Consider the following 20,082-nt stretch of genomic DNA (forward strand, 5'->3'; position numbering starts at 1 on the left):
GCCGCCGACCCGTCACCTCAGTCCATCGCCGCGCGCAGCGACGCGGGCCGCATGTCGGTCCACACCTCGTCGACGTGCGCGGAGCACTCGTCCTTCGTGCCCTTGGTGCCCTCGAACCGCCACCCGGCGGGCACGTCGTGGTGCGCGGGCCACAACGAGTACTGGCCCTCGTCGTTGACCAGGACCTGGTAGGTGATGTCGTCCCTCATGCGTTGCTCTCCTCTTGTGCTTTCGCGTACCCGCGCAGAGTCGGGCTGACTGTGACGTAAACCGTGATCGCCAGGATCCCCACCGCGCAAGCGGCCACGGCGGTCCGGGCCGACAGGACTTCGGTCAGCACGCCGCCGAACAGCGGACCGACCGCCCCCGCGCCGCCGACGACGACGCCCATCACCCCGCTGAGCCGCCCGCGCAGCTCGTCGGGGGTGAGCAGGAGCTGGTGGGTGTTGATCGTGGTGTTGGCCGTCGGGGCCAGGAAGCTCATCAGGGCGAACAGCCCGCCGAGCAGGTAGGGCGACGAGACCAGCAGCGCCACCGGCACCAGCGCCGACAGCGCCCAGAACACCGCCGCGATCGACCGGTGCGGGCCGAGCGCGCGGTGCAGCCACGGCGCGGCCAGCGCGCCGAGCACCCCGCCGACGCCGAGCATCGACGCCATCACGCCGATCTCGCCGAACGACGAGCCGCCGCCCTCCACCAGCACGATGACCACGACGTAGAACGCGGCGAAGAACAGGTTCAGCACGACCGCGCACAGGGCCGTCACGCGGATCTCCCGCCTGCTCCACACCCACCGCAGCCCTTCGCCGATCGAGCGCAGCAGGTGCGGGTGCGACTCGACCGGCGCGGACGGCGGCACGCGCAGGAACACCAGCGCCACGAACGCCACCACGTGCGTGAGCATGTCCACCAGGAACGGCAGCCACCGGGACACCGCCAGCAGCACGCCGCCCAGCGCCGTGCCCGACATCTGCCCCAGCGACGACCGCGCGCTGTTCATCGCCACGGCGGTCGCCAACTGCGACTCGGGCACGAGCCGCGGCAGGCACGCGTCCTCGGCGGGCTCGAACAGCGCCCGGCACACGCCCATCACCGCGGCGACGGCCAGGCAGTGCGCGACCGTGACCGAGTCGAACCAGATCGCCGCCACGAGCCCGCCCAGGGCCAGCGCCTGGACGGCCTCGCACCACAGCATGATCCGGCGGCGGTCCAGCCGGTCCACCAGCGCGCCCGCCGGCAGCCCGACCAGCAGCTGGGCCGTGGCGTCCACCGTGACGACCAGGGCGGCCAGCACCGGCGAGCCGGTCAGGTGGAGCACCAGCAGCGGCAGGGCCAGCAGCGACGCGCTGAACCCCACCTCGGCCAGCGCCTGCCCGCCCCACAGCAGGGTGTAGTCGCGGTTGCGCGCCAACGACGTCGTCACAGCGCACCCCGGCAGTCCGCGGCGATCGCCCGCAACGCGGCGGCGAAGTCGGCGGCCACCGCGCCGATCTCCTCGGCCGAGTGCACCGACGGGTGGTGGTACCAGGTGAAGCCCAACGTCCGGCCCGCCTCGCCGACGACGTCGACCAGGTGGTCGCCCGCGTCGGCCGGGTCGTGCTCCGCGCCGACCGACGGCCGCACCGCCCGGTACAGGCCGGTCGACTCCGCCGAGCCGCCGTCGAACTGGCCCAGGTAGTTGAACGACACCGCGGGCCGCCCGCCGTCGGGCACCAGGCCGTGCTGCCGCAGCGCGCCGTAGCCGAACCCGTTGCCGGGCACGGCCCGCAGCTGCCGCCGCACCGCCTTGACCCGGTCGCGCCACCCGCCGTCGGGCACCTCCAGCGACACCGGGAACACGGTGGTGAACCAGCCGACGGTCCGCGAGAGGTCCACGTCGAGCACGTCCTCGCGGCCGTGGCCCTCCAGGTCCACCGCGACCCGCGACGTCCCGGTCCACCGCGACAGCGACCACGCCAGCGCGGCCAGCAGCACGTCGTTGATCCGCGTCCGGTAGGCGGCGGGCGCGCCGCGCAGCAGCGCGTCGGTGTCCTCTTCGGACAGTTCGACGGTCACCGCCCCCGGCGCGCCGGTCGGCGGCGCGAACGCCGGGAACGACCGCGTCCAGTGGTCGACCTCGTCGTCCAGCCCGCCGCCGAGCACGTGGGCCTCCAGCCGCCGCGACCACTCCTGGTACGAGGTGGTCTTGGCGCCGAGGTCACCGCCCCGGTACGCGGTCTCCAGGTCGTCCAGCAGGATCCGCCACGACACGCCGTCCACCACCAGGTGGTGCGCGACCAGCAGCAGCAGCGGCTGCTCGGCCCGGAACAGCACCGCCTTGAACAGCGGCCCGTTCGCCAGGTCGAACGAGGCGTGCACCTCGTCGGCGACCTCCTCCAGCCGGTCCACGCCGTCCACGACCGCCAGCACGTCGGTGTCGCGCACGTCGTCGTTGTGCTGCCGCCACACCCCGTCGACGGAGGTGAACCGCAGCCGCAACCCGTCGTGGTGCGCCACCAGCGCGCCCAGCGCCCGCCGCAGCGCGGCCACGTCCACCGCCGGGTCCAGCTCCACCAGGTGCGACTGGTTGAAGTGGTGCGGGCTGCGCCGCCCGGAGGTCAGGAACCAGTGCTGGATCGGCGTCAGCGGCACCTCGCCCACCACCGGGGCCCGGTCGGCCGACGACGAGGCCTCCACCGCGACGTGCGGCGCCAGCTCCGCCACCGTCTGGTGCGCGAACAGGTCGCGGGTGGCGAACCGGTACCCGGCCTGCCGCGCCCGCGCCACCACCTGCATGCTCAGGATCGAGTCGCCGCCGAGGGAGAAGAAGTTGTCCCGCGCGCCGACCCGCGGCACGCCGAGCACGTCGGCCCACACCGCCGCCAGCGCCTCCTCCACCGGCCCGGACGGCGTGACGTAGGACGCGCCCACCAGGGCACCGAAGTCCGGCTCGGGCAGCCTCGCCCGGTCCACCTTGCCGTTCGGGCTGATCGGCAGCGCGTCGACCGGCACGAACAGCGACGGCACCAGGTAGTCCGGCAGCGACTCGCCCAGGAACTCCCGGACCTCCTCCGCCCGGAACGACCCGACGGCGTAGGCGACGAGCCGCTTGTGGCCGCGGGCGTCCGCCCTGGCCACCACGACCGCCTCGCGCACGCCGGGGTGCCGCAGCAGGGCCGTCTCGATCTCGCCCAGCTCGACGCGGAACCCGCGGATCTTGACCTGCTCGTCGGCCCGGCCGACGAACTCCAGCACCCCGGAGGCGTTCCACCGGACCACGTCGCCCGTGCGGTACATGCGCGAGCCCGGCTCGCCGAACGGGTTCGCCACGAACCGCGACGCGGTCAGCCCGGGTCGGTCGAGGTAGCCGCGGGCCAGGCCGACCCCGGAGACGTACAGCTCACCGGCCACGCCGATCGGCACGGGCCGCAGCTCGCCGTCCAGCACGTGCACCCGGGTGCCCGGGATCGGCCGCCCGATCGGCGGCACGCCACCCGGCTCCAGCGGCTCGCTCCACGACGTCACCACCGTGGACTCGGTCGGCCCGTAGGCGTTGACCATCCGCCGACCCGGGGCCCACCGGCGCACCAGGTCCGCCGAGCACGCGTCGCCGCCCACCACCAGCGTGCGGAACGTGGGCAGCTCGACGTCGGGCACGGTGGCCAGCGCGACGGGCGGGATGAGCGCGTGGGTGACGCCGAAGGTGGTGATGACGTCGGCGAGCTGGTCGCCGAGCAGCGGTCCGGGTGGTGGCACGACGAGGGCCGCGCCGGCGGGCAGCGCCAGGCACAGCTCCAGCACCGAGGCGTCGAAGCTGGGGGAGGAGAACTCGAGCACCCGGTCGCCGGGCCGCACCCGGAAGTGCTCGGCCTCGGCGGCGGAGAACGTGGCCAGGCCGGCGTGCGTCACCACGACGCCCTTCGGCCGCCCGGTCGAGCCGGACGTGTAGATCACGTACGCCGGGTGCTCCGGCCGCACGGCCACGCCGGGGTCGGTGTCGGGCTGGTCGGACACGTCGACCGGGCCGTCCAGCACGACCAGCGGGCGGGCGTCGTCGAGCATGAACGCGATCCGCTCGGCCGGGTAGTCGGGGTCGACCGGCAGGAACGCCGCACCGGCCTTGAGCACGGCCAGCTCGGCCACCAGCAGCTCCACCGACCGGGGCAGCCGCAGCGCGACGATCCGCTCCGGACCGGCGCCCAGCCCGATCAGGTGGTGCGCCAGCCGGTTCGCGCGGGCGTTCAGCTCGGCGTAGGTCACATCCGCCGCGCCCGTCAGCGCCAACGCGTCCGGGGTGCGCCCGACCTGCGCCTCGACCAGCTCCACGAACCCGGGTCCGGTCGCGGCCGGCCCGGTCGAGCCCCACGCCGCCAGCAGGTCGCGCTCGGCGTCGGGCAGCACCGGCAGGGCCCGCAGCGGGCGGTCGGCGTCGGCCGCGATGCCCGACAGCAGCACGCCCAGGTGCTCGACCAGCCGCTCGACCGTGCCGGCGTCGAACAGGTCGGTGTTGTACTCGACCGACCCGTGCAGGCCGCCTTCCCCGGCCTCGGTGAACTCGACCGTCACGTCGAACCCGGTGCTGGTGACCGGCTGCGCCACGTCGTGCGCGTCCAGCCCCGGGAAGCCCGGCGCCTGCGGCGCGTTCTGCAGCGCCACCACCGCCTGGAACAGCGGCGTGCGGCTGGTGTCGCGGTCGGGCTGCACGGCGTCGACCACCCGCTCGAACGGCACGTCCTGGTGCGCGAACGCGTCCAGCACGGTGCTCCTGGTGCGGGTCAGGAACTCGCGGAACGTCGCCGACGGCTCGACCCGGGCCCGCAGCGCCACCGTGTTGACGAAGAACCCGACCAGGTCCTGCGTCTCCGGCCGGTCCCGCCCGGACGCCACCGTGCCGACCGCGAAGTCGTCCTGCCCGGACCACCGGTGGAACAGCACCTCGCAGGCCGCCACCAGGGCCATGAACAGCGTGCCGTCGGCCTCCCGCGCCAGCTCGCGCAGCCGGCCCGTGACGTCCGCGGGCACGGTGAACTCGGCCTGCGCGCCCGCCGTGGTCTGCACGGGCGGCCGGGGCCGGTCCGTCGGCAGCTCCAGCGCGGGCACGTCGGCCAGCTCGGCGCGCCAGAAGTCGAGCTGGGCGTCCAGCGGCCGCTCCCGCTGCCAGGCGGCGAAGTCGCCGTACCGGATCGGCAGCGGCGGCAGCTCCTCCCCGCCGTACAGCGCGGCCAGGTCGGACATCAGCACGCCACCGGACCAGCCGTCGGTGACGATGTGGTGCATCGTCAGCGCCAGCACGTGGTCGTCCGGCCCGCGGCGCACCAGCGCCGGCCGGAACAGCGGGCCCTCGCCCAGGTCGAACGGCTCCGGCACGGGCAGCGCGTCCACCACCGGCAGCGACACCCCCGCCGCCGGCCGCACCACCGCCACCGGCAGCCCGTCCACCGCGGGGAACGTCGTGCGCAGCGACTCGTGCCGCTCCACCAGCGCCGTCAGCGCCCGCTCCAGCCGCGGCACGTCCAGCCCGCCGCGCAGCCGCACGGCCAGCGGCGTCACGTACTCCGTCCCGCCCGGCTGGAACTGGTCGAGGAACCACAGCCGCTGCTGCGCGAACGACAGCGGGCCGTCCCCGTCGACCCGGGGGATCACCGCGTCGTCGGCCGCGGACCCGGACAGCCGGGCCGCCAGCGCCGCCACGGTCGGGTGGTCGAACAGGTCGCGCGGCGACACGTCGAACCACGACCGCAGCCGCGACACCACCCGGATGCTGGAGATCGAGTCGCCGCCCAGCGTGAAGAAGTTGTCCTCCACGCCGACCTCGGCCAGGCCCAGCACCTCGGCCCACGCGTCCGCGACCCGCCGTTCGGCCTCGGTGCGCGGCGCGACGAACCCGCCGGTCGCCGACGCCGCGCGCTCCGGCGCGGGCAGCGCGGCCCGGTCCAGCTTGCCGTTGGCGTTGAGCGGCAACCGCTCCAGCGCCACGTACGCGGTGGGCACCATGTAGTCGGGCAGCGACCGCTCCACGTGCTCGCGCAGCCCGGCGGCGTCCGCGTCGGCGGCCGGCACGTAGTAGGCCACCAGCCGGTCCTCGCGCACGACCACCGCGACCTGCGCCACGGCGTCGTGCCCGGCCAGCACCGCCTCGATCTCGCCCAGCTCGATCCGGAACCCGCGGATCTTCACCTGCTGGTCGGCGCGCCCGAAGTACTCCAGCCGCCCGTCGACCCACCGGGCCAGGTCGCCGGTGCGGTACATGCGCGTGCCGGGCTCGCCGAACGGGTCGGCCGGGAACCGCTGCGCGGTCAGCCCGCCCCGGTTGAGGTAGCCGCGCGCCACGCCCGGACCGGCCACGTACATCTCGCCGACCACGCCCGGGGCGACGGGTTGCAGCTCGTCGTCCAGCACGTACACCCGCAGGTCGGGGATCGGCACGCCGATCGAGCCGTCCGCGGGCGTCCACGTCACGTGCACGGTCGTCTCGGTGATGCCGTACATGTTGATCAGCGCGCCCGAGCCGCGCCACGGTGCCAGCTTGCGCACGTCCAGGGCCTCGCCGCCGAAGATCACGTACCGCACGGCGAGGTCGGGCGCCTCCTCCAGCAGCTGGTAGAACGCCGACGGCGTCTGGTTGAGCACCGTGACGCCCTCGTCGGTGACCAGGCGGGCGAACTCGCGCGGCGACCGCGACACCTCGTAGGGCACCACGACGAGCCGGCCGCCGTGCAGCAGCGGGCCCCACAGCTCCCACACCGAGAAGTCGAACGCGTAGCTGTGGAACAGCGTCCACACGTCGTCCGGCCCGAACCCGAACCAGTGGTCGGTCCCGGAGAACAGCCGGACCACGTTCGAGTGCGGCACCACGACGCCCTTGGGCCGGCCCGTCGACCCGGACGTGTAGATCACGTACGCGGCGTTGTCGGGCCGCAGCGGCACGTCCGGCGCGGTGTCGGGCAGCCCGGACAGGTCCGGCAGCGCCTCCAGCGTCGTCGTCGGCCTCGCGTCGGCGATCATGTGCGCGACCCGGTCGGCCGGGTAGGAGACGTCCAGCGGCAGGTAGGCCGCCCCGGACTTCAGCACGCCCAGCACCGCGACCACCAGGTCCAGCGAGCGCGGGAACCGCAGCGCCACCAGGGACTCCGGCCCGGCGCCCGCCGCGACCAGGTGGTGCGCCAGCCGGTTGGCCCGCTCGTCCAGCTCCCGGTAGGTCAGGCTCGCGCCCTCGCACGTCACCGCCACCGCGTCCGGCGTGCGCGCCGCCTGCGCGGCGAACAGCGACGGGACGGTGTCGGCGACGGGCGTGCCGGGCGACGTGCCGTTCCACGACACGAGCACCTGCTCGCGCTCGGCGTCGGACAGCCACGGCAGCTCGAACACCCGCCGGCGCGGGTCCGCGCCGATCGCGTCGAGCAGCCGGGCGAGCCGGTCGCCCAGCGCGGTGATCGTGCCCGCGTCGAACAACCGCGGGTCGTAGGTCAGCTCCACGTGCAGGGCGTCGTCCACGTGCGCGCGCACGGTGAGCGGGTACGTCGTGGTGTCGAGGCCGTCGACCTCGCCGATGCGGGGCGCGCCGTCGGGCACGTCCTTCTCGACCGGGTAGTTCTCGAACGCCAGCAGGCTGTCGAACAGCCGGCCACCCGCCCAGGACTGCACCTGCGCGAGCGACACGTGCTCGTGCCGGCGGGCCTCGATCTGGGCGTCCTGCACCCGGCGCAGCCAGGCCACCGCCTCGGCCTCGGGCTCCACCGACACCCGGCTGGGCACGGTGTTGATGAACATGCCGACGATCGACTCCACGCCGGGCAGCTCCGCCGGGCGGCCGGACACCGTGCTGCCGAACACCACGTCCCGCTGACCGGACAGGCGTGCCAGCAGCAACGCCCACGCGCCCTGGACCAGCGTGTTCACCGTGAGGCCGTGCGCACGGGCGACCGCGTCGAGCCGGTCGGCGGGCAGGTCGAGCACGACCTGGGCGGACGACTCGGCGCGGTGCGCCTGCTCGGGCTGCCGGTCGAACGGCAGGGGGGTGGGCGCCTCGAACCCGGCCAGCACCCCGCGCCAGTACGCCTCGGCGGCCGAGGAGTCGACCTCGGCGAGCCAGGCCAGGTAGTCGCGGAACGGCCGCCGCGCCACCGCCGCGCCGCCCGCGTACTCGGTGAGCACGTCGCCGAACACCTGGGCGGTGCTCCAGCCGTCGAGCAGCACGTGGTGAGAGGTCCACAGCAGGTCGACCTCGGTGTCGGACACCCGGCCGACCACCAGCCGCATCAGCGGCGCGGCGGTGAGGTCGACGCCCGCCGCCGCGTCGGCCGCCACCAGCTCGTCGGTGACGTCGGCGAAGGTCACCGGCACGGTCACCCCGCGCCGCACCACCTGCACCGGCTCGTCCAGGCCCTCCCACGCGACCGCCGTGCGCAGGACGGGCGTGCGGTCGACCACGCGCTGCCAGGCCGCGGCGAAGCGCTCCGGGTCGTCCACACCGGACAGCCGCACCCGGACCTGGTTGACGTAGGCGGTGCCGTCGTCCACCAGGCTGTGGAACAACATGCCCGCCTGCAACGGGGTCAGCGGGTAGACGTCCTCCACGTCCCGGTCCACGATCCGGTCCACCTGCGCCGCGGTGAGCCGGGCCAGCGGGAAGTCCGACGGCGTGCGGCCCCAGGCGTCGGGCCGGGCGCAGAACGCCACGATCCCGCGCAGCGCCTCGACCATCCGGTCCGCCAGCGCCCGCACCTCGGCCTCGTCGTGCGCCTCGGTCGAGTACTCCCAGTCCAGCACCAGCTCGCCCGAGGACACGGCGGCGGTGATGTCGAGCGGGTGCGGGCGGAGGGCGTCGTCGGGCACCTCGCGCCCGTGGTCGACCTCGGCGACCTCGTCGTCCCACTGGCCCAGGTAGTTGAAGCACACGCGGGGCAGCGCGCCGGTCACGCCCCGGTCGGCGTACTTCAGCGCCTCGTAGCTCAACCCCTTGTCCGGGACGGCCCGCAACTGCTCCTTCACCGCCTTGAGGGCCGCGCCCCAGTCGCCGTCGGGCAGTTCCAGCGCCACCGGGAACTCGGCGGTGAACCAGCCGACCGTGCGGGACAGGTCCACCCCGTCGAACAGCTCCTCCCGGCCGTGGCCCTCCAGCGCCACCAGCGCCCGCCCGGCGAACGCCGAGGTCAGCGCGGTCAGCAGCACGTCGTTGACCTGCGTGCGGTAGGCGTCGGGCACGGCGTGCAGCAACGCGTCGGTCTCGGCGCGGCCCAGCCGCACCGACACGCTGCGCGCGGTGCCCGCGGTGGTCGGCAGGGGCTCCTCGACCGGCACGGCCGCCCAGTGCGGCAGCGCGTGGTCGAACCGGCCCTCCCGGACGTGCCGGTCCAGCCGGTGCGCCCAGGCGGTGAACGGCGTGGTCCTCGGTCCCGGTTCGCCGCCCTCGAGCGCGGTGGCCAGGTCGTCCAGCACGATCCGCCACGACACCGCGTCGACCACCAGGTGGTGCGCGGTGACGAACAGCCTGCCGTCGGCGAACAGCACCGCCCGCAGCAGCGGGCCGTGGCGCAGGTCCAGGCTCGTCCGGGCCCGGTGTGCCTCGGCGACCAGGTCGTCGGTGTCGGCCAGGCGGAACACCTCGGCGGTCTCGACGTCGGCGACCTCCTGCCGCCACACCCCGTCGACCTGCGTAAAGCGCAGCCGCAGGGCGTCGTGGTGGGCGACCACGGCCCGCACGGCGTCCCGCACCGCGGCGGGCCCCACGTCGCCCACCTCCACGACGACCGACATGGTGAAGTGGCCCAGCGGACCGTGCTCGGCGAAGAACCACCGCTGGATCGGGGTCAGCGGCGCGGGACCGGCGACGGCCTCGTGCGCGGGCCCCGCGTCCTCGGTGACGGCGAGCGCGAGGTCGGCGACCGTCTGGCGCAGGAACACGTCCTTGGACGTCAGCCGCAGCCCGGCCTGGTGGGCCCGCGACACCACCTGCATGCTCAGGATCGAGTCGCCGCCCAGGGCGAAGAAGTTGTCCCGCGCGCCCACCCGCTCGACGCCCAGCACCTCCGCCCAGATGTCGGCGAGGGCGGTCGCGACGCCCGGCTCGGGCGCGACGTACCCGGCGTCGGTGAACGTCGGCGCGGGCAGCGCCCGCCGGTCCACCTTGCCGCTCGGCGTCATCGGCAACGCCTCCAGCGCCACGAACGCCGAGGGCACCAGGTAGTCGGGCAGCCGCTCCTTGAGCCAGCCGGCCAGGTCGGCGGCCGTGCCCGCGGTGTAGGCGACGAGCCGCTGGTGGCCGTTGTGCTCGCGGGCCACCACGGCCGCCTGCGTCACGTCGGGGTGGCGCAGCAGCGCGGTCTCCACCTCGCCCGGCTCGACGCGGAAGCCGCGGATCTTCACCTGGTCGTCGGTGCGGCCCAGGTACTCGATCCGGTCGCGCACCCACCGCACGCGGTCGCCGGTGCGGTACATCCGCGCGCCGGGCTCGCCGAACGGGTCGGGCAGGAACCGCTGCGCGGTCAGGCCCGGCCGGTCGAGGTAGCCGCGGGCCACCTGCGCGCCGCCGAGGTACAGCTCGCCCGGCACGCCGGCCGGCACGGGCCGCAGGTCGTCGTCCAGCACGTGCGCGACGAGGTTGGCCAGCGGGCGGCCGATGACCGCGCGCTCGCCGGCGACCACGGTGGACACCGAGTCCACCGCCACCTCGGTCGGGCCGTAGTAGTTGTGGGCGGTGGTGCGGGACTCGGCCAGCGCCCGCCACAGCGCCCCGGGCAGCGCCTCGCCGCCGAGCATCACGTTCGCCGGCACGTGCTCGCCGTCCAGGAGGCCGGCGGGCAGGAGCTGCTGCACGTAGGACGGGGTCAGGTCGAGGAAGTCGATCCGGTGCTCCCGCACGTACGCCACGAGGGCGTCCGGTTCCAGCCGGACGTCGTCGGTGATCACGTGCAGCTCGTGGCCCGCGGCCATGAGCACCGGGCCCTCCCAGGACGTGTCGAAGGAGAACACGGCCGTCAGCGCGACCCGGGTCGGTTCGGCGGCCAGCGCCCGGTGGTGGTTGTGCAGCAGGTTGGTCAGCTGCCGGTGCTCCACCACCACGCCCTTGGGCACGCCGGTCGAGCCGGACGTGTAGATCACGTAGGCGGCCTGGTCCGGTCGCACGGCGACCCCGGGGCGCGTGTCCGGGAGGCCGGTGAGGTCCGGCACCCGGTCCAGCACCAGCGCGGGCCGGGCGTCGCGCAGCAGGAAGTCGACCCGCTCGCGGGGCAGGTCGCGGTCCACCGGCAGGTACACCCCGCCCGCCTTGTGCACGGCCAGGATCGCCACCACGGAGTCGGCCGAGCGCGGCAGCGACACCGCGACCACCCGCTCCGGGCCCACGCCCTCGGCCAGCAGGTGGTGCGCGAGCCGGTTGGCGCGCGCGTCGACCTCGGCGAAGGTGAGCCGGGTGCCGCCGCACACCAGCGCGCCCGCGTCGGGCGTGCGCCGGGCCCGCTCCTCGAACACCTCGGCGAACGTGGTGCCGGGCACCTCCAGCCGCACGCCGTGCGCGTCCGGCTCGTCGCCGAGCAGCAGCGGGACCTCGGCCACCGGCCGGTCCGGCGCGGCCGTGACGCCCTCCAGCAGCGCCACCAGGTGCCGGGCCATCCGGTCCACGGTGTCGGGGTCGAACAGGTCGGTGCTGTACTCGACCGCGCCCCGCAGCGCGCCGTCGACCTCGCCGAACTCGAACGTGACGTCGCACGTCGAGGTCAGCAGCGGGAGCTGGACCTCCGCCACCCGCAGGCCGGGCAGCCGGGGCGGCTCGCTGCCGAAGTTCTGCAACAGCACCATGACGTCGAACAGCGCGTTGCGGCTCGGGTCGCGGTCCGGGCGGACCGCGTCCACGACCCGTTCGAACGGCACGTCCTGGTGCGCGAAACCGTCCCGCACGGTGGTCCGCACCTCGGCCAGCAGCTCGGTGAACGACCGCCGCACGTCCACCGGCGACCGCAGCACCACCGTGTTGACGAACAGGCCGACCACGTCGTCCAGCTCGGCCCGACCGCGCCCGGACACCGCCGTGCCGACCGCGATGTCGTCCTGCCCGGTGTAGCGGGCCAGCAGCGCCTTCGTGGCGGTCAGCAGGGCGGTGAACAGCGTGTCGCCGTGCTCGGCGGCCAGGGCCCGGAGCGCCCCGGCGACCGGCTCGGGCACGGTGAACTCGTGCATCGCGCCCGCGGTGCCGCGCACCGCGGCCCGCGGCCGGTCGGTGGGCAGCTCCAGCGGCGGCACGCCGGCCAGCCGCCCGGCCCAGTAGTCGACCGAGGGCTCCGGCAGCCACGCCGCGTAGTCCACGTACTGCACCGCGAGCGGCGGCAGCTCCTCACCCGCGTACAGCGCGCCCAGGTCGCGGGCCAGCACGCCGGTCGACCAGCCGTCGGTGACGATGTGGTGCAGCGTCAGCACCAGCACGTGCTCCTCGGGCGCGACCCGCACCAGCCGGGTCCGCAGCAGCGGTCCCCGGCGCAGGTCGAACGGCGTGCCGACCTCCTCCAGCAGCACCGCTTCCCACGACGAGTCCTCGACTTCGAGCGCCACCGGGTACGGCTCGTGCACGAGCTGCACGCCGTCGTCGAACGTCGTGCGCAGCGACTCGTGCCGGGCGACCAGGCCGTCCAGGGCGCGCCGCAGCGCGTCCACGTCCAGCGGCCCCTCCAGGCGCAACGCCGTGGGGGTGACGTACTCCGTGCCGCCCGGCTCGAACTGGTCCAGGAACCACAGCCGCCGCTGCGCGGGCGACTGCGGGCGCACCAGCGGGAGGTGGACGCCATCGCGCGGGATCACCGGGATGGCGTCCACCGCACCCTGGCCGGCCGTCGCCCCGGTGCTGATGGCGGAGGCGAGGCCGGACACCGTGGGGTGCTCGAACACCGCGCGCGGCGAGAGCTGCACGCCGAACGCCGCGCGCAGCCGCGAGGTCACGCGGATGGAGAGGATGGAGTCGCCGCCGAGGCGGAAGAAGTCGTCCAGCGCGCCGACCCGGTCCAGCCCGAGCACCTCGGCCAGCACGCCGGCCACGACCCGTTCGGCGTCGGTGCGCGGTGCGACGAACTCGCCGGTCAGGTCCGGTTCGGGCAGGGCGCGCCGGTCCAACTTGCCGCTGGGCGACAGGGGCAGCTCGTCCAGCACGACGACCGCCGACGGCACCAGGTAGTCGGGCAGCGCGCGGGCCAGGGCGTCGCGCGGGTCCGCCTCCGGCGCGCCGGTCACGTAGCCGACCAGCCGGTTGTCGCGGACCACCACGGCGGACTCGCGCACACCGGGCACGTCCAGCAGCGCCGCCTCGACCTCGCCGGGCTCGATGCGGAACCCGCGGATCTTCACCTGGTCGTCGGCGCGGCCCAGGTACTCCAGGACGCCGGCGACCCAGCGCACCCGGTCGCCCGTGCGGTACATGCGGGTACCGGGCGGGCCGAACGGGTCGGCGACGAACCGCTGCGCGGTCAGCCCGGAGCGGCCCAGGTAGCCGCGCGCCACCTGCGCGCCGCCCAGGAACAGCTCGCCGGGCACGCCCGGCGGCACCGGCCGCAGGTCCGCGTCCAGCACGTAGGCGGTCAGGTTGTCCAGCGGGCGGCCGATCACCGGCTGCCCGCCCTCGACGCGCGTCGCCACCGAGTCCACCGTGACCTCGGTGGGCCCGTAGTAGTTGAAGCCCTCCACCGGGGACGCGGCGATCTCGCGCCACAGCGCCGCGTCCACGGCCTCGCCGCCCAGCATGATCCGGCGCAACCCCGACCCCAGCAGCCCGGCCTGCACCAGCTGCCGCGCGTAGGAGGGGGTGAGGTCGACCGTGCCGATGCCGTGCTCGGCCACGTACCGCACCAGCGCGGGCGGGTCCAGCCGCAGCTCGTCGTCGATGACGTGCAGCTCGCTGCCGGCGGCCAGGAACAGCAGGCCCTCCCACGACGTGTCGAACGAGAACGTCGCGGTGACGGCGAAGCGGGTGGGCTCCGCCATGAGCGCCGCGCTGTTGGCGTGGAAGAGGTTGGCCAGGTGCCGGTGCTCGACCACGACGCCCTTCGGCGTGCCCGTCGACCCGGACGTGTAGATCACGTACGCGGCCTGCTCGGGGCGCGGCACCACCGGTGGCGGCGCGTCCGGGAGGCCGGTCAGGTCCGGCACGGCGTCCAGCACCAGCGCGGGCCGCGCGTCGCGCAGCAGGAACTCGATGCGCCCGGCGGGCAGCCCCGGGTCGACCGGCAGGTACACCGCGCCCGCCTTGAGCACCGCGAGCACGGCCACCACGAGGTCGGCCGAGCGCGGCAGCACGACCGCGACCGTGCGCTCCGGGCCCGCGCCGTGCGCGATCAGGTGATGCGCCAACCGGTTCACGCGGGCGTCCAGCTCCGCGAACGTCAGCGCGGTGTCCCCGTGCACCAGCGCGGTGCGCCCCGGCGTGCGCCGGGCCTGCTCGGCGAACACCTCGGGGTACAGCTCCCGCGGCGTGTCCCGCGCGGTCCGGTTCCACTCCACCAGCACCTGCCGGCGCTCGGCGTCGGTGAGCCAGGGCAGGTCGGCGATCCTGGTCGTCGGGTCGGCCGCGATCGAGCGCACCAGCTCGCGCAGCCACCCGGCGAGCCGCTCGGCGGTGGCGGCGTCGAACAGCTCGGGGTCGTAGGCCAGGTCGAGGTTCAGCCGGTCGGTCAGCGACGCGCTCAACGTCAGCGGCAGCGTCGCGTTGTCCACCGCGTCGACCTCCACGACCCGCGGCCCGGCGCCGTCGCGTTCGAACGGGTAGTTCTCGAACACCACCACGGAGTCGAACAGCCTGGTCCCGACCCAGTTCTGGATCTCGGCCAGCGAGGTGTGCTCGAACCGCCGGGACTCGCTCTGCGCCGCCTGGAGGTCGCGCAGCCACGCGCCCACCTCGGCCGCGCCGTCCACGACGGCCCGGGTCGGCACGGTGTTGATCAGCATGCCGACCATCGACTCGACGCCCGCGAGCTCGGCGGGGCGGCCGGACACCGTGCTGCCGAACACCACGTCGGCCTCGCCGGAGACGCGGGACAGCAGCAGCGCCCACGCGCCCTGCACCACCGTGTTCACGGTCAGGCCCGCGCGCTGCACGGCGTCGTCCAGCTCCAGCGACGACCGCACCGACGCCGACGCCTCGGAGCGGTGCGCCCGCGCGGGCGCGCGGTCGAACGGCAGCGGCGTCGGGCCGTCCACATCGGACAGCACGGACCGCCAGTGCGCCTCGGCCTCGGCCCGGTCCTGCTCGGCCAGCCACCGCAGGTAGTCCCGGAACGGTCGGCGCGCGGGCAGCCGGGCGGGCAGGCCCGCGACGATCGACCGGTACTGCTCCAGCACCTCGCCGAACACCTGCGCGGTGCTCCAGCCGTCGAGGATCACGTGGTGCGACGACCAGACCAGCTCGACCCGCTCCCCGTCCAGCGGGGTGACGGCGACGCGCAGCAGCGGCGCGACCCCGAGGTCGAACGGCGCGTCCACCGGCACGTCGGGCAGCTCCACGTGCCGGTGCACCACCTGCACCGGCTCGGCCACCCCGTCCCACACCACGCTCGACCGCAGCACGGGCGTGCGGTCGACCACCCGCTGCCACGCCTGCCGCAGCGCCGCCGGGTCGCGCACGCCGTCCAGCACCAGCCGCATCCGGTCCACGTAGGTCCCCGGCTCGACCAGGCTGTGGAACACCATGCCGGCCTGCAACGGCGTGAGCGGGAGGATGTCCTCCACGTCCGGCGCGGCCAGCGCGTCGACCTGCTCCTGGGTGAGCCGGGCCAGCGGGAAGTCCGACGGCGTGCGGCCACCGGCACCGGGACCGGCGCAGTGCTCGACGATCTCGCGCAGGGCCCGCGCGGTCCGCTCGGCGAGCCGCCGCACGGTGTCGGCGTCGTGCACGTCCTCGGAGAACTGCCAGCCCAGCTCCAGCTCGCCGCCCTCGACCAGGCCGGTGACCTCCAGCAGGTGGGTGCGCGGCGCGTCGGCCGCCACGTCCTCGCCGACGGCGTCGCGCCGGGCCCGGTAGAAGCCGCCGTCGGCCACGTCGAAGCGGCCGTGGTAGTTGAACGAGACCTGCGGCAGCCGCCCGCCGCCGGGGCCGCCGACGTCGAGCGCGCCGAAGCTCAGCCCGCGGTGCGGCGCGGCGCGCAGCGACTCCTTGACCAGCTTCAGCGTGCGGCCCCAGTCGTCGGCCACCGGCAGCACCACCGGGAACTGCGTGGTGAACCAGCCGATCGTGCGGGTGAGGTCCACGCCGGGCAGCAGGTCCTCGCGGCCGTGGCCCTCCAGCGTCACGCCCACCGCGTCCCGCCCGGTCCACTCCGCCAACGCCTTGCCCAGCGCGCTGAGCAGCACGTCGTTGACCTGCGTCCGGTACACCGGCGGCACGGCGGTCAGCAGCGCCTCCGTGGTGTCCCGGTCCAGCCGCACCGACACCACGCGCGCCGAACCGGTCGTGTTGGCGCCGTCGCGGTCCACCGGCAGCGGTTCGGGTTCGGGCAGCGACTCCCAGTGCGCCCGCGCGTCGTCCAGCGCGCCGGACCGCACGTGCTCGGCCAGCCGGTGCGCCCACTGCGTGAACGACGTGCCGACCGGCTCCAGCGGCACGCCCCGGTACGCCCGCTCCAGGTCGCCGAGCAGGATGCGCCACGACACGCCGTCCATCGCGAGGTGGTGCACGGTCAGCAGCAGCCGCGGCCGCGCGCCGGGGAAGAACACCGCGCGCAGCAACGGCCCGGTGGCCGGGTCGAGGCCGCGTTGCGCCGCCCGGGCCACGGCCTCCACGTCCGCGTCGGCCTCGACCCGGAACACCTCGGCCCCGGTGTCGGTGTCCCCGGTGTCGGCGAATCCGGTGTCGGCGACCTCCTGCACCCACCGCCCGTCGACCTGGCGGAACCGCAGCCGCAGCGCGTCGTGGTGCCCCACCGCGGTCCGCACGGCGGCGCGCAACGCCTCCGCGTCCGCCCCGGGCTCCAGCTCCACCAGCAACGACATGGCGAACTGCGACAGCGGCCCGTACTCGGCGAAGAACCACCGCTGGATCGGGGTCAGCGGCGCGGGACCGGTGAACACCGGCTCCGGTGCGGTCTCCGCCGCCCGCGACACCACCAGCGCCAACTCGGCCACGGTCTGGTGCCGGAACACGTCCCGCGAGGTCAGGTGCAGGCCGGCCTGCTGGGCCCGGGACACGAGCTGGATGGACAGGATCGAGTCGCCGCCCACCGCGAAGAAGTTGTCCTCGACGCCGATCCGCTCCGCGTTCAGCACCTCGGCCCAGATGCGCGCCAGCTCGGCCTCGACGGGCGTGCGGGGCGCGACGAACTCGCCGTCGGCGACGGCGTTCGGCGCGGGCAGCGCGGCCCGGTCCAGCTTGCCGTTGGGGGTCAGCGGCAGCCGGTCCAGCTCCACGAACGCCGACGGCACCGCGTAGTCCGGCAGCGACTCGCGCAGGAACGCGCGCAGGTCGGCCGGCCCGGTCGTGACGACGTAGGCGACCAGGCGGGTGTGCCCGCCGTCCGCGCGGGCCACGACGACGGCCTCGGTGACGGCGGGGTGCGCGAGGACGGCGGCCTCGACCTCGCCGGGCTCGACCCGGTACCCGCGGATCTTCACCTGGTCGTCGGTCCGGCCCAGGTACTCCAGGGTCCCGTCGGCCAACCACCGCACCCGGTCGCCCGTGCGGTACATGCGCTCGCCCGGGCCGCCGAACGGGTCGGCCGGGAACCGCTGCGCGGTCAGCCCCGGCCGGCCCAGGTAGCCGCGGGCCACCTGGGCGCCCGCGATGAACAGCTCGCCCGGCACGCCCACCGGCATCGGCCGCAGGTCGGCGTCCAGCACGTACGCGCTCACGTTGCCCAGCGGCGTGCCGATGACGGGCCGGTCGCCGGTGATGCGGCACGACACGGCGTCGACGGTCGTCTCGGTCGGCCCGTAGAAGTTGTAGGCCCGCAGCCCGGCGGCCACCAGGTCGCGCCACAGCGCCGTGCCCAGCGCCTCGCCGCCGAGGACCAGCGCCTTCGGCCCGCCCTCGGCCGTGAGCAGGCCGTCGGCCAGCAGTTGCCGGACGTAGGTCGGCGGCAGGTCCAGCAGGTCGATCCGGTGCTCGCGGGCGTAGTCGAGCAGCGTGACGGCGTCCAGCCGCACGTCGTCGGTGAGCACGTGCAGCTCGTGGCCGTCAGCCATGAGCAGCATGCCCTCCCACGAGGTGTCGAACGAGAACACGGCGCTGAGCGCGACGCGCATCCGCTCGCCCGCGAAGGTCTCGCGGTGGTCGTGCAGCAGGTTGACCAGGTGGCGGTGCTCGACCACCACGCCCTTGGGCTTGCCCGTCGACCCGGAGGTGTAGATCACGTAGGCGGCGTTGTCCGGCCGGGTCGGCACGTCCGGTGGCGTGTCGGGCAGGCCGGAGGTGTCGACCGGCGCGTCGATCACGCGCACCGCGCCGGAGTCCGCCAGCAGGTACTCGCGCCGCGCCTCGGGCAGCCCCGGGTCGACCGGCAGGTACACCGCGCCGGCCTTGAGGATGCCGAGGACGGCCACCACCCAGTCCACCCCGCGCGGCAGCGACAGCGCGACGATCCGCTCGGGCTCGACGCCGTCGGCGAGCAGGCGGTGCGCGAGCCGGTTGGCGCGGGCCTCCACCTCGGCGAAGGTCAGCGACTCGCCGTCGCACACCAGCGCCGTCGCGTCGGGCGTGCGCCGGGCCTGCTCCCGGAACAGCGCCGGGAACGTGGTCTCCGGCACGGCGAGCACCGGGCCGCGGCCGTCCGGCTCGTCGCCGAGCAGCATCGGCAGCTCGGCCATCGGCCGGTACGGGTCGGCGGTGACCGCGCCCAGCAGCGCGACCAGGTGCCGGGCCATCCGCTCGACGGTGTCGGCGTCGAACAGGTCGGTGCTGTACTCGACGGCGCCCCGCAGCCCGTCGGGCGTCCCGGTGAACTCCACGGTCAGGTCGAAGTTCGACCACTCGCGGCTGAGCGGCTCCTCCTCGACGGTCAGGCCGGGCAGTTCGGGGAGGGCGCGGCCGGCGTTCTGGAGCACGACCATGACGTCGAACAGGGGCGTGCGGCTCGGGTCGCGGGTCGCGCCGACGGCCTCCACCACCCGGTCGAACGGCACGTCGTCGTGCGCGAACGCGTCCAGCGCGGTCCGGTTGGCCTCGGCCAGGAACTCGGCGAACGACCGCGAGCTGTCCACTGTGGACCGCAGCACGACGGTGCCGACCAGGAAGCCGACCAGCCCGGCCAGCTCCGGCCGGGCCCGGCCGCTGGTGACCGTGCCGACCGCGATGTCGTCCTGGCCGCAGTAGCGGGCCAGCAGCAGCTGGCAGGCCGCCAGCAGCGTGGTGAACAGCGTGGTCTCGTGCACCCTGGCCAGCTCCGCCAGGTCGCTCGCGACGCGGGCGGGCACGGTGAACTCGTGCGTCGCGCCGGCCGACGTGCGCTCGGCGGGCCGCGGCCGGTCGGTCGGCAGGTCCAGCGGCGGAACGCCGGTGAGCCGGTCGACCCAGAAACCGGTGTCCACCGGGCGACCGCGCTGCCAGACGGCGTAGTCGGCGTACTGCAGCGCGGGCGCGGGCAGCTCCTCGCCCCGGTACAGCGCGCCCAGCTCCTCGGCCAGCAGGCCGAGCGACCAGCCGTCGACCACGATGTGGTGCGAGGTCAGCAGCAGCACGTGCGCGTCGGCGGACTCGGTGCGCAGCGCGGCCCGGAACAGCGGGCCGCGGCGCAGGTCGAACGGCTCGTCCAGCACGGTCCGCAGGTCGTCGACGGGCCGCAGGTCGAGGTCGACCTCGTCGTGCACGACCTGCACCGGGCTGCCGTCGACCTGGTCGAACGTGGTGCGCAGCGACTCGTGCCGGCGCACCAGCCCGCGCACGGCCCCGGTGAGCCGGGCGATGTCGAGCGCGCCGGTGAACCGCAGCGCGATCGCGCTGGTGTACTCGGTGCTGTCGGGCTGGAACTGGGCCAGGAACCACAGCCGCTGCTGGCCCGCCGACAGCGGCAGGGGCCGGTCGCGCGGCGCGGGCGGGATCACGTCGGCCGGCGGCGCGGCCCGGCCGGCGAGCCGGGCGCGGAGGCGTTCCCGCAGGTGCTCCGGCAGCGCGGAGATGCGGTCGTTCTTGGAGGTGGTCAT

The 20,082-nt window shown here is 75.0% G+C and carries 3 protein-coding genes; all 3 read right to left on the minus strand.

Going from position 1 to position 20,082, the window contains the following annotated elements:
* Positions 1–17 precede the first annotated feature (17 nt).
* From ACIGNX_RS14785 to ACIGNX_RS14795, 3 genes are read right to left on the minus strand one after another with little or no spacing between them, the layout of a single operon-like run.
* Complete coding sequence (locus ACIGNX_RS14785) at positions 18–209, minus strand: MbtH family NRPS accessory protein (protein ID WP_053721198.1); 192 nt, start codon at positions 207–209, stop codon at positions 18–20.
* Positions 206–1,423, minus strand: a complete 1,218-nt coding sequence (locus tag ACIGNX_RS14790; protein ID WP_396540102.1) for an MFS transporter — start codon at positions 1,421–1,423, stop codon at positions 206–208. Before ACIGNX_RS14790 ends, ACIGNX_RS14785 begins: the two co-directional genes overlap by 4 nt.
* Positions 1,420–20,082: a non-ribosomal peptide synthase/polyketide synthase gene (locus ACIGNX_RS14795; RefSeq protein ID WP_396540104.1), complete on the minus strand. Its 18,663-nt coding sequence runs from the start codon at positions 20,080–20,082 to the stop codon at positions 1,420–1,422. Before ACIGNX_RS14795 ends, ACIGNX_RS14790 begins: the two co-directional genes overlap by 4 nt.

The sequence above is a fragment of the Actinosynnema sp. NPDC053489 genome, assembly GCF_044544865.1.
Classification (GTDB): Bacteria; Actinomycetota; Actinomycetes; order Mycobacteriales; family Pseudonocardiaceae; genus Actinosynnema.